This window comes from Pseudomonas germanica (assembly GCF_019614655.1).
Taxonomy (GTDB): Bacteria; Pseudomonadota; Gammaproteobacteria; order Pseudomonadales; family Pseudomonadaceae; genus Aquipseudomonas; species Aquipseudomonas neuropathica.
Genome location: NZ_CP071586.1, coordinates 2,402,890 through 2,416,755, shown reverse-complemented (window position 1 = coordinate 2,416,755; position 13,866 = coordinate 2,402,890). Strand labels below are relative to the sequence as shown.

Here is a 13,866-nt window from a genome sequence, read left to right as displayed (position 1 = left end):
CAAGAAAGAGGGGCTGACTGAGATGTTTGGGAGAGCTTCGCCGACATGCGATACCGAGTCGAACTCAGATTTTGAAAAGCCCACAAATTGGCTCCCTCTCCCTCGGGAGAGGGCTGGGGTGAGGGGAAAATCCACCTCAAATCCAAAGCCGAACACCCGCTCTTCACCACTCAATAGGCCGAGTGTCAGCTCGCCTGCTTTTGATCTTGATCCATGGGCGACGTCGGAAGGCTGAGTGGAGGGATTGATCCGGGCGTGGGAGCGCAGCGACCGTTTGGCGCAGCCAAACACAGCGAGAGGAGGTGCAGCGAAGCAAACCGTAGGCGCTGCGCCCGGATCGATCCCGCAGCGAAGGAACCCCGAGCCCCAGCGAGCGGGCCGCACGTAGGAGCAAGCGTTTTTGGTTACTTTTTAGGCGTTTGTAAAAAGTGACCCGCCGTAAGGGCGGAACCCTAAGCCGCCATTACCGCAGCAACGGATATTCACCCAAAAACCACCCCCCCAAAAATCAAACCAACACCCCCGCCAACGCCCGGCTCAGGCGTTCATGCACCCGCAAAACATCAGGCATCACCGAAGCCATCCGCAGCAAATCATGCGTCAGCTCAGGACAATGCTCAACCTCAACACTCACCCCCTGCCCCCGCAACTTATCAGCGTAAGCCTGCCCCTCATCAAACAACGGATCAAAACCCGCCAACAACACAATCGCCGGCGCCACCCCCTGCAGATCCTCCGCCAACAACGGCGAAAAACGCCAGTCCAGATAATCTTGCGGACTGCGGGCGTAATGCTGATAAAACCAGTCAAGCGTATCGCTCTCCAACAAATACCCCTCGCTAAACAACAACCGCGAATCGTGCACACGCGAAGCATCGGTCACCGGATAGCACAACAACTGCGCCTTGGGTGCGATGGCCACAGTATGCGGTTGCACCACGGCCTGAATCGCCAGCACCGTAGCCAACGTCGCGCCGGCACTATCGCCACCAAACGCCACGCGCGAGGTATCAAGCCCAAGACTTACGGCGTTTTCCGCTAACCACGACAAAGCGTCTTCGCCATCCTCCAATGCCGTTGGAAAACGATGCTCCGGGGCCAGTCGATAGCCCACCGACAACACCGCACACGGCGTGCGCTGACAAAACTCGCGGCACACACCGTCGTGAGAGTCGAGGCTGCCGACAACAAAACCACCACCATGGAAATACACCAGCACCGGCATCGGCGAGACCGCAGCATTGGGGCGATACAGACGCAATGCCAACGGCGCACCATCACGTGCCGACGTGTCGATTGCGCTGACCAACAGGTCTTCAGGCGCCGGCCAGCGCAGTTGCGCAGTGGTCTGTTCGAAAGTCGCGCGGGCTTCGTTCGGGGTCATTTGGTGCATGGCCGGCAGGCCGGCGTCCTGGCTGTCTTGGGCCAGATCGAGGAAGGCTTCCAGATCAGGGTGTAACGACATCGCTTAAATCCTTGTATCGGCAAAAAAGGGGCGCGCCGCGGCAGCGCCCCCGAAGATGACTGAACGTGTGGCGATCAGCCCGCGCGTGCCATGCAATGCTCGACCAACGCTTCCAGCTCACGCTGGTAATCGCTCATCAAGGCATCCATGGTGCCGGCGCGATAACGCTGGCTGCTGTAGATGCAACGCAAGGCCAACTGACCGTCATAGACCTGGCCGACAATTTCCAGCCAGTTGCCCAAATTGGCTTTGAGGCTGTAGTTGTCACCGGTTTCTTCCAGCGCCGGCACCAGCAGGGCCTGCTCGTCGAAGCTCTGGTCGAATTGCCCCAGGTAGTTGAACGTGACCCGCGCTTGCGGCAGCTCGGCCAGTTGCCTCGACACCTCAGCGCCTGCCAGATGCCGCAGCACGCCATAGCCGATGCCTTTCTGCGGCACCGCTGCCAACTGTGCCTGCACATTGACGATCGACTGGCCGATGTCGTCGCTGTCGGGGCGCAAACGCACCGGGAACATGCTGGTGAACCAGCCCAGGCTGCGGCTCAGGTCGATGGCCTCGAACAGATCTTCACGACCATGGCCTTCGAGCAGGATCAGTGCCGACGGTTGTTGACTCCAGCGGCACAGGGCACGGCTGAGCGCCGACAACAGCAGGTCGTTGATCTGCGTGCCATACACCGCCGGGGCCTGTTTGAGCAGTTGTTCAGTGTGCTCGCGAGACAATTTGAGCCGCGCCTGCGCCTGCTGACGCACGAGGTTTTTGCCGCGCAGGTTGTCGCACGGCAAGTCGACGCCCGGCTGATCCAGTTGCTCCAGCCAATACCCCAGCTCCTGCTCGGCAATCACCGGCGCCTGCGCCTGCAAGGCTTCGGCGAACGATCGGTAACTGCTGGTGCGAATCGGCAGTTTCGGTTGCAGCCCCTGCACGCACGCCTCGTACGCCACTTTCAAATCGTCGAGCAGAATTCGCCACGACACGGTGTCGACCACCAAGTGATGAATCACCACGAGCAGGCGCGCCTGGCCATCCGGCAAGGCGACGTGCATCACCCGCCAGACCGGCCCGTCATCGAGTTTCAAGCTGCGCTGGGCAAGGTTGGCCAAGGCTTCGACCTGCTCGCTGTTGTCCGCCTCGCGGCGCCAGAGCAACGTCTCGCCCTGTTCACTGAGGTCGCAGTAACGCTGCATCCAGCGCCCGCCTTCGTGGGAGAAACGCAGGCGCAACGAGTCGTGATGTTGCTCGATCCAGCCCAGTGCCTGCTCGAGCGCATCGAGGTCCAGCGGCTGGCGCGCGCTCAACAGCAATGACTGGTTGTAGTGATGCGCCTCGGCCATGCCTTCAGCAAAGAACCACTCCTGAATCGGCAAGAGATTGAACAAGCCCTCGGCGGCCACGTGCGTGACGTCCGTCTGCGGTTGTGCCGTGCCCTCCTTCGCCGCTTCCTGCTCGACGATGCCGGCGATGGTCTGATAACGCATCAGGTCGCGCAGCTTGAGATCCATCTGCAACGTCGGGTGGTTTCTGACGCGGGAGATCACCTGCAAACTCAAAATCGAATCGCCGCCCAGTTCGAAGAAGTTGTCGCTGATGCCCACTTGTTCGACCTGCAGCACCTGCGCCCAGATGTCCGCGAGCAGGCTTTCCTGCTCATTGCGCGGGGCGACGTATTCTTCGGTTTTGAATTCCGGTTCCGGCAGCGCCTTGCGATCCAGCTTGCCGTTAGGCGTTACCGGGAAAGCGTTCAGGCAGACGATCTGCGCCGGCACCATGTATTCCGGCAACGAGGCGCGCAGGCCCGCCTTGAGTTCATCGCCGATGTCTGCACCGGTCGCGGTGACCACATAACCGATCAGTTGCTTGCCGGAGGCATTGTCCCGGGCGATCACCAGTGCATCAGTCACCGACGGCAACTGGCGCAGACTGGCCTCGACTTCACCCAGTTCGATGCGGAAGCCGCGCACCTTGACCTGATGGTCGATACGGCCGACGTAATCGACCACACCGTCGGCGCGTAAACGCACCAGATCGCCGCTGCGATACAGGCGCTCGCCCGCCGCGAACGGATTGGGTACGAAGCGCTCGCAGGTCAGGTCCGGACGGCCGTGATAACCCCGGGCGACGCCATAGCCACCGATGTACAACTCACCGGCAAAGCCTGGCGGCAGCGGGTTCAGGTCTTCGTCCAGCACGTACAGCGAGCGTGCCCCCACGGCGCGGCCGATCGGCGCGTACGCCGCTTCGCAATGCTGGCTGACCGGGACTTTCCAGAGCATCGGCGTGACCACGGTTTCGGTCGGGCCGTAGCCGTTGGTGAAGTACTGCGGACGCAGCGCAGCTTTGACCTGCTCGAAGGTCTGATCCGGCACCGCGTCACCGCCGAAGCAATAGATGCGCACGGGTGGCGGCGCAATACCGCTGGCCGCCGCGTACTCGGCCAGTTGCTTGAGATAGGCCGGCGGGAAGCAGGCAATGGTGATGCCGTAGTCGTGCAGCGCCTGATAGGTCTGCTCCGGCGTCCACAGGCAACCGTCGCGAATCAGCAGACGACCGCCGCTGTACAAGGTGCTCAACCAGCGCTCATGGGCCCCGTCGAAGGCGAACGACATAAAGTGCAGCTCGCAACTGCTGGCGTCCATTTCGTACAGCTCGGCGATGGCCTGACAGTGCATGCTCAGCGGGCCTTGGGTCACCGCGACGCCTTTCGGCCGGCCGGTGGAACCCGAGGTGTAGACCAGATAGGCCAGGCCCTGCTCCTGCACGCGACGTTCGGGGGCGTGGTCGGCGTAGCGGCTTTCATCGAGGTGATCGATTTCCAGGCGCAGCAGGCCTTGCGGCGCCGGCAACGTGCTGCGCAGACTGCTCTGGGTCAGCAACAGCGCCATGCCGGAATCTTCGATCATGTAGGCCAGACGCTCCGGCGGATAGTCGATGTCCAGCGGCACGTACGCCGCCCCGCTCTTGAGTACGGCGAGGAAGCTCACGACCATTTCCAGCGAGCGTGGCAAGGCCACGCCGATCACCACTTCCGGCCCGGCGCCGTGTTCGATCAGGCAGTGCGCCAGTCGGTTGGCGCGTTGCTCGAGTTCGGCGTAGGTCAGGTTCATTCCGGCGCATTGCAGGGCGATGGCCTGCGGCTGCTGTTGCGCGTGACGACTGATCAGTTCCGGCAACAGCGCGGCTTGATGGGTGTGTGCCGGTTCAGCGCTCCAGGCTTGCGCCGCTTGCCATTGCTCGCCGCTCAGGCGCTGCAAATTACCGAGGCGTTCGTACGGCGCCTCCAGCATCGCGGCGAGGGTGTTTTCCATGGTCTGGCGAATACCGACAACCGCCTCGGCGCTGAAGTGGCTGCGCAGGTACAGGTATTCGATCGACAACTCGTCGCCGAGCATCACCGCGAGGTCCATCGGCACGTTGGTCACGCCATGGCCGATGGATTTGCCGAAGGTCAGATCGGTGTCGTTGTCTTCCTGCAAGCGATCGTCGATCGGGAAGTTTTCGAACACCACGATGCTGTCGAACAACGCCTGCCCACCGAGGCTGGACCAGCGCTGTACATCCGCCAGCGGCGCCTGGGAATAATCACGGATGTCGAGGTTGTAGGCCTGCACTTCGCCCAGCCAGTCAGCCAGACGCTGATCGGCTTGCGGGGTCTGAATGATCGGCAAGGTGTTGATAAACAGACCGAGCATGTTGCCGACATTCGCCAGACTTTCCGGACGCCCCGACACCGTGGCGCCAAAGGTCACCGTCTGCTGCCCGGTGTAGCGTTGCAACAGCAGCAACCATGCACCCTGAATCAGCGTGTTGGGGGTGATGCGCAGGTCGCGACAGAACTGCAACAGCCGCGCGGTCTGCGCTTTATCCCAGTTCGAATAGATTGCATCGTGACCGGCGACATCGGCGCTGTGGCGCGGGTGCATCGCCTGGCTCAGTGCCGTCGGCTCGTTGACGGCCGCCAGACGCGCCTTCCAGAACAATTCCTGGGCGTCCTGATCCTGCGCCTGCAGCCAGGCGATGAAGTCGCGGTAGCGACCGTTCTCGCCAATGATTTCGCCCTTGGCGTAATACTGCAGCACCTCGCCGAACAGCCGCGAACTGCTCCAGCCGTCCATGAGAATGTGGTGGCTGGTCCAGATCATCTGGTACTGATCTTCGCTCAGGCGCAGCAGGGTCACCCGCAACAAACGCGCTTCGGCCAGATTGAAACCGAGCGCACGGTCAGCGCTGGCGAACTCGGCAATCAGTTCCTCGCTCGTCTCCCGATCACGCCAATCAAGTACCTGCATTTGCAACGGCGCATGGCGATGCACCACCTGCAACGGTTTGGCCAGGCCGTCCTGCCAATGGAAACTGGTGCGCAGAATCGCCTGACGGGCGATGACAAATTCCCACGCCTGACGGAAGCGTTCCACGTCCAGGCCCTTGATCGGCAGGCTGACCTGTTGCACGTAAAGGCTGCTGCCGTTATCCGACAGCGTGTGAAAGAGCATGCCTTCCTGCATCGGCGACAGCGGGTAGACATCCTCGATCTGGTCGGCCGGCACCGGCAACGCATCGAGCTGCGCCTGATCGAGTTGCGCCAGCGGATAATCCGCCGGCGCCTCGTCGGTCGACGACTCGAGCGCAACCACAGCGGCGAGCTTCTGCACGGTCTGCTGCTGGAACAGGTCTTTGGGGGTGAAGCGAATCCCCTGCTGGCGCGCACGGCTGACCAGTTGAATCGAGATGATCGAATCGCCGCCCAGCGCAAAGTAGTTGTCGGTCACGCCGACCCGTTCGATCTTCAGAATGTCCTGCCAGACCTCGGCGAGTTGCTGCTCCAGCGGCGTCGACGGCGCCACGTATTCGCGCTGCGACTGGCTGAGGTCCGCTGCCGGCAAGGCTTTGCGGTCAAGTTTGCCGTTCGGTGTCAGCGGCAACTGTTCGAGGAACAGCCACTGCGCCGGCACCATGTATTCCGGCAGGTGCGCCTTCAGCGCGGCCTGCAGCGTTTCACTCAGATCGTCCAATTGTTCGAGGCTGAGGCTGCTGTCACTCGGCACCACATACGCCACCAGTTGCTGACCGCTGTGGCCATCCACCGCCAGCACCACGCCTTCGCGCACGCTGTCCTGAGCGAGCAGACGCGCTTCGATTTCACCCAGTTCGATGCGGAAACCGCGCACCTTGACCTGATGATCGATGCGGCCGACGTATTCGATCCGGCCGTCATCGCTGAAGCGAGTCAGGTCGCCGGTGCGGTACATGCGTTCGCCGCTGCTCGAGAATGGATTGGGCACGAAACGTTCGGCGGTCAGGCCGGGGCGGAACAAATAGCCACGGGTGATGCCGTCGCCGGCCAGGTACAGTTCGGCCGCCACGCCCAGCGGCGCTTGCTGCAATTGACCATCGAGCAGGTACGCCGTGGTGTTGACCAGCGGCCGGCCGATGTTCGCCAGACCACCCAGTTCGCGGCGGGTGCAGGTCGAATAGGTGGTGTCTTCCGACGGCCCGTACAGGTCGTAGACGTGCTCCACCGCCGTCTCGCGGTAGAGCGTGTCGACCAGGCTCTGCTTCAGTGGCTCGCCGGCGAGGTTGATAATGCGCACGCCCGGCGGAATTTGCCCGGTGCGTTGCAGCGCGGCAATCGCCGACGGCACGGTGTTGATCAGGCGCACCTGATCGCGCTCCGGCAAGTCCGGCAGTTCCAGGGCATTGCGCGCCATGACGATCGAGCCGCCGCGTGCGAGGGTGACGAAGATCTCCCACACCGACAGGTCGAAGCACACCGACGTCGACGCCAGTACACCTTGCAGATCGTCTTCGCTGTAGACCTCGGCGGACCAGTGAATCAGCGCCTGCACGTTGCGATGGGCAATGGCCACGCCTTTCGGCTTGCCGGTGGAACCGGAGGTGTAGATCACGTAGGCCAGATTGGCCGAATCCCCGCGCGCAGCAAGATTGTCCGCAGGCTGCTCGGCAAATGCTGCACCACCCGCCTCGACCAGCACCACCTGCGCATCGGTCTGCGGCAGTTGCGCCAGCAGCGACTGCTGCGTGAGCAAGACTTTCGCCTGACTGTCGTCGAGCATGTAGGCCACGCGATCCGCCGGGTAATCCGGGTCCAGCGGCACATAGGTGCCACCGGCCTTGAGCACCGCCATCAGGGCAATGACCAGCTCCGCCGAACGCGGCATCGCCACGCCTACACGGATTTCCGCACCGACACCCAGTGCGACAAGATGATGAGCCAACTGGTTGGCGCGTTGATTGAGCTCGGCATAGCTCAGGGCGACGCCGGCATGACTCAGCGCCAGTGCCTGCGGATGTGCCGCGACGCGACGTTCAAAACTTTGCGGGATCAACCGCTCAGCCGGATACGCGGCCTGATGGTCGTTCCATTGCGCCAGGGTCTGGCGTTCGGCGAGTGGCAACAGGCCGGTCTCACCGAGCAGACGCTGCGGCGCCTCGATGAATTGACGCAGCACTTCTTCCAGATGCCCCGCCAGACCTAGCACGCTGCGTTCGGCAAAGTGTTCGGTGAGGTAGTTGAAGTCCAGGTTCAAGACATCGCTGGCCCCGGCGATCAGGGTCAGGCCGTAGTTGGTTTGCTCGCGATGCTCCAGGCCAGCGAAACGCAGACCGCCCGGATTGGCTTCCAGCGCTTCGGACACCGGATAGTTTTCAAACACCAGCAAGGTGTCGAACAACGCTTCGCCGCTCAGCTGGGCCAGACGCTGGATGTCCTGCAACGGCGTCTGCTCGTAGTCGCGCAGCAACAGGTTTTTGTCCTGCACGCTGCGCACCCAGTCGCCGACGCTGAGCGTGGCTTGCGGGCTGGCGATCACCGGCAAGGTGTTGATGAACAGACCCAATTGCTGCTCGATGCCCGGCAGATCCACCGGACGTCCGGACACAGTCGCACCAAAGGCTACCGTGGCCTGGCCGGTGTAGCGCTGCAACACCAGCAACCACGCGGCTTGCACCAGACTGTTGAGGGTCACTTGCTGCTGACGGGAGAAACCGTTCAGGCGCTGAGTGAAGGCTTGGTCGAAATGCAGGCGATGCATCTGTTTGCCAGGCCCCGGCACGGTACGCCCGTGACAGGCCGAAGCCAGTCGGGTCGGTTCGTCCAGTGCGGCCAGTTGTCCGCGCCAGAATGCCTCTGCGCCCGCCTTGTCCTGACCTTGCAGCCAGACGAGGAAGTCGCGATAACGGCCCTGCGCGCTTGGTACCGGCTGACCGGCGTAATCCTGCAACACCTCGCCGAACATCCGCGAGTTGCTCCAACCATCCATGAGGATGTGGTGGCAGGTGAAAATCAAACGATGGCGGTCATCGCCGGTGCGCAGCAGGCACAGACGCAGCAGCGGCGGGTTCTGCAGATCGAAACCGCGTGCGCGATCAGCCTGCGCCCGCGCTTCGAGCACGGCCGGCAAGTCCGCCACACCGCGCACATCGACTTCGGGCATTTCCAGGGTCAACTGGCGATTGATCACTTGCAGCGGCGCATCGAGGCCATCGCGGCCCCAGATAAAACCGGCGCGCAGCACTTCATGGCGATCCACCACGCGCTGCCAGGCCTGCTGGAAACGCGCCACGTCGAGGCCGTCGATATCCAGCAGCATCTGATAGACATAGGCGCTGGCATCGGCGTCGTACAGGCTGTGAAACAGGATGCCTTGCTGCATCGGCGCCAGCGGATAGATGTCCTCGATGCGCTGGGCAGCGATCGGCAAGCTATCCAGATGCGCCTGGGACAACCCGGCCAACGGCACGTCCGATGGCGTCAAACCGCCGCTCGGATGGTTCAGGCAATGGTCGATCAACTCGCTCAGCGCTACTTCATAAGCGCGGGCCAACGCGTTGATGGTCGCCTCTTCAAAGACATCGCCGCTGTAAGTCCAGGTCAGGCTCAACTGGCCCTGATAAACCCGGCCATCGATGGTCAGCCAGTTGGCCATCGGCGCGTTTTCGTCCTGACCGGCGCCCTTGTCTTCAGTGGCCGGCACCCACAGGGCGTGTTCATCGAAGTTGTTGTCGAACTGGCCGAGGTAGTTGAACGTCACCTTCGGTTGCGCCAGTTCGTTCAAGACCCCTTGCGACTCGGCGCTGCCCAGATGACGCAGCAAGCCATAACCGATGCCTTTGTTCGGGATCGCGCGCAGTTGCTCCTTGATGCCTTTGATCGAGGTTTCCAGACTGGCGTCCGGGGTCAGGCGCACCGGGAACATGCTGGTGAACCAACCCACCGTGCGGCTGAGGTCGACGTCATCGAACAGGTCTTCGCGACCATGGCCTTCAAGCTGCACCAGGGCGCTATCGGTGTTCGTCCATTGGCACAGCACGCGGGCCAGCGCGGTCAGCAGCAGGTCGTTGACCTGGGTGCGATAAACCGCAGGTGCCTGTTGCAGCAACTGGCGAGTGCGTTCGCCGTCGAGACGCGTATCGACGCTGCGCTCGAAACGGTTGCTCAACTGGCCATGCGGGTTGTCCAGCGGCAGTTCGACCGACTCATCGCGCAGTTGCCCGCGCCAGTAATCCAGTTCGCTTTCCAGTTCAGCGCTACGGGCATGCTTCTGCAGACGCTCGCCCCAATCCTTGAACGCGCTGGTCTTGGCCGGCAGACGCACAGCCTGACCGCTGCTCAGTTGTTGATAAGCGCTTTGCAGATCTTCCAGCAGAATCCGCCACGACACGCCATCGACCACCAGGTGATGGATCACCAGCAGCAGACGCTGAGTGGCGTCCGGCAAGTCAACCAACACTGCACGAATCAGCGGACCATCGAGCAAATCGAGGCTGCGTTGCAAGTCCAGGCACAGCGCTGGCAATGCTGCGCTGTCGTCCAGGGTGACCGTGCGCAACAAGGTTTGCGCCTGATCCGCCGGCGCGTGGCTCTGCTGCCAGCCATCGTTGGTTTGCCGGTAACGCAGGCGCAAGGCGTCGTGGTGGCGCTGCAACTGCACCAGCGCCTGCTCCAGCGGCGCCGCGTGCAGTGCGCTGGCCGGGGTCAGCAGGATCGACTGGTTCCAGTGATGCCGCGCCGGAATGTCGCTGTTGAAAAAGTAATGCTGGATCGGTGTCAGCACTGCGTCGCCGAGCACTTCGCCCTGCTGCATTTGCACCGCGTCGCTCTGTTGCGCGACGGTCGCCAGACGTTGCACGGTCTGATGCTGGAAGATGTCTTTGGGGGTGAAGCGAATGCCCGCCTGACGCGCGCGGCTGACCACCTGAATCGAAATGATCGAGTCGCCGCCCAGCTCGAAGAAGTTGTCGTTGAGGCCGACACGCTCGACCTTCAACACGTCCTGCCAGATCTCGGCCAGACGCTGTTCCAGTTCGTTGCGCGGTGCGGCATAGACTTCCTGCGCCTGCGCAACTTCCGGGTGCGGCAGTTGCTTGCGATCGAGTTTGCCGTTGGCCGTCAGCGGCAGGCGTTCAAGGAACGCCCAACTGACCGGAACCATGTAATCCGGCAGGGTTTCGCGCAGATGCGCCTTGATCGAATCGCGCAGTGCGCCCTGCCCTTCGGTATCCAGCGCCTCGTTGGCGACGATCCAGGTTGCCAGTTGCTGGCCGCTGATACCGTCGACCGCCAGCACCACCGCTTCGCGCACGTCGGCGTGCTTGAGCAGTTGCGCTTCGATTTCGCCAAGCTCGATACGGAAACCGCGAATCTTCACCTGATGGTCGATACGACCGATGTACTCAATCACCCCGTCGCCGCGCAGCCGCGCCAGGTCGCCGGTGCGATACAAGCGCTCGCCGGCCTGCGGATTGAAGGGGTCGGGAACGAACCGTGTGGCGGTCATGCCGGCCTGATTCAGATAACCCCGGGCCAGACCGGCACCGGCGATGTACAGCTCACCGATGCAACCTTGTGGCACCAGGTTCAGCGAGCCATCGAGCAAGTACCACGACAGGTCGACAATCGGCTCGCCAATCGGGCTGCTGTGGCTTTGTTCAAGATCGGCCATCGACAACGGCCGGTAGGTCACGTGCACGGTGGTTTCAGTGATGCCATACATGTTGATCAGCGTGGGCGCACGGTCGCCGAAACGTTCGAACCACGGGCGCAGGCTCTGCACTTCCAGCGCCTCGCCGCCGAACACCACGTAGCGCAGAGCGTTGTTGCGCGATGACTCGCTGGCGACCTGCATCAAGGGCTTGAACGCCGACGGCGTCTGGTTCAACACGGTGACGTTTTCATCGCACAGCAGCGTGTAGAAATCCTCCGGTGAACGGCTGACGTCGTGGGGCACCACCACCAGTTTGCCGCCATACAACAGCGCGCCGAAAATCTCCCAAACCGAGAAGTCAAAGGCGTAGGAATGGAACAGCGTCCAGCTGTCCTGCGGGCCGAAATCGAACCAGTGTTCGGTGGCGCTGAACAGCCGCATGACGTTGCCGTGCGGCAGCAATGCGCCTTTCGGTTTACCGGTGGAACCGGAGGTGTAAATGACGTACGCCAGGCTGTCCGACGTGGTCAGGCACAGCGGGTTGGTTTCGTTGTCGGGCTCTGGGGTCTGATTCAGATCGAGGCACGCCAGCCCCAACGGTACCGGCAGTTGCGCGAGCAGATGACCCTGGGTCAGCAGCAGCTCGATGCCGCTGTCCTCGATCATGTAGCTCAAGCGATCATCCGGGTAGCCCGGATCCAGCGGCACATAAGCGCCACCGGCCTTAAGCACAGCGAGGATGGCGACAATCATGTCCAGCGAACGCTCGACCGCGACACCAACACGCACGTCCGGGCCAACGCCACGCGCGATCAGCGCATGCGCCCACTGGTTGGCGCGGCGATTGAGTTCGGCGTACGTCAGGCGTTGCCCGTCGTACGTCACGGCGATCGCGCCGGGATAACGCTCGGCCTGCGCTTCAATGGCTTGGTGAATGCACTGCTCAAGCGGTTGCTCGACCCGCTGAGGATTCCACTGCGCGAGCAATTGTTGCTGCTGGCCGGCATCGAGCATCAGCAACTGGCCAATGCGCTGGGTCGGCTCGGCGACGATGGCCTGCAACAGCGCGTTCCAGTGTTGTGCCAGACGCTCAATGGTCGCGGCGTCGAACAGATCGGTGGCGTATTTCAGTACGGCTTCGATGCCATGGGCTTGTTCGGTGGTGTTGAGGGTCAGGTCGAACTGCGCGGTCTGGCTCTGCCATTCCAGTGGCTCGATGCTCAGGCCATTCAAACGGGTTTCGACACTCACGCGGCGCTCGGCCTGATGGTTGAACATCACCTGGAACAGCGGGCTGTGACTAAGGCTGCGGCCCGGTTCCAGCGCTTCGACCAGTTGCTCGAACGGCAAGTCCTGATGGGCCTGCGCTTCTTGCGCGGTCTGTTTGACCTGACGCAGCAGATCGACAAAGGACATCTGCCCATCGATGTCGGCCTTGAGCACCTGAGTGTTGACGAAGAAGCCGATCAGCCGCTCGATCTCTACCCGGCCACGGTTGGCATTTGGCACGCCGACGCGGATGTCGGCCTGACCGCTGTAGCGATGCAACAAGGCCTGGAACGAGGCCAGCAAGACCACGAACAGGGTGACGTTTTCTTGCCGGGCGAAGGCTTTGAGCGCGTTGCTCAGCGCCGGGTCGAGAATCAGGTTATGGCTGGCGCCAGCGAAGCTTTGCTCGATGGTGCGCGGGCGATCCATCGGCAGTTCCAGCACCGGTTGTTCGCCACCGAGTTTCTCTTGCCAGTAGGCCAGTTGCCGCTCCTGTTCACCGGCCTCCATCCACTGCCGCTGCCACAAGGCGTAGTCGGCGTATTGAATCGGCAGCGCCGGCAGACCGGCGTCGTGATCGAGGTTGAAACCGGCGTAGAGCTGCACCAGTTCCTCGATCATCACTTGCAGCGACCAGCCATCGGAGACGATGTGGTGCAGGGTCAGCACCAGCACATGGTCATTGGGGCTGACTTGCAGCAGCGCTGCGCGCAAGAGCGGGCCGTGCTGCAGGTCAAAAGTTTTCTGGCTCTGGGTCTGTACGAACGCCTGGATCGAGGCATCCGCGTCGTTGGCCAGCTCAGCGCTCAGTTGATGGATCTCCAGTGCAAAGGGCCCTGCGGGCAGGACCACTTGCAAGGGTTGCGCGGTTTCCTGGGAGAACACCGTGCGCAAGGTTTCGTGTCGTTCGATCAGCGCCTGGACGCTGCGCTCCAGCGCGCTGACATCCAGCGGACCCTGCAAACGCAGGGCCGTCGGAATGTTGTAGGCCGCACTGTGCGGCGCCCACTGCCAGAGAAACCACTGGCGCTGCTGAGCGTAGGAGAGCAGCAACGGCTCTTCAGCCGTGCGCTTGAAAACCGGGGCAATGTCAAAGAGGTTGACGCCTTTCTGCTTGAGCAGAACCGCCAGAGCCTTTCTTTGCTTAGCCGAAAGTTGTCCTACCGACTCGATTAACTCTTGCACGCGTTT

Annotated in this window: 2 protein-coding genes; both read right to left on the bottom strand. The window is 62.3% G+C overall.

The genetic code is table 11. From position 1 onward, the window contains the following. Positions 1-508: 508 nt before the first annotated feature. Complete coding sequence (locus J0G10_RS10620; RefSeq protein ID WP_220558408.1) at positions 509-1,465, bottom strand: alpha/beta hydrolase; 957 nt, start codon at positions 1,463-1,465, stop codon at positions 509-511. A gap of 74 nt (positions 1,466-1,539) precedes the next feature. Continuing rightward, complete coding sequence (locus J0G10_RS10615) at positions 1,540-13,860, bottom strand: non-ribosomal peptide synthase/polyketide synthase (protein WP_220558407.1); 12,321 nt, start codon at positions 13,858-13,860, stop codon at positions 1,540-1,542. Positions 13,861-13,866 lie beyond the last annotated feature (6 nt).

What these genes read in the sequence shown, in the direction of transcription:
- J0G10_RS10620 (WP_220558408.1), bottom strand. Translation starts at nt 1,465, where the DNA reads ATGTCGTTACACCCTGATCTGGAAGCCTTCCTCGATCTGGCCCAAGAC.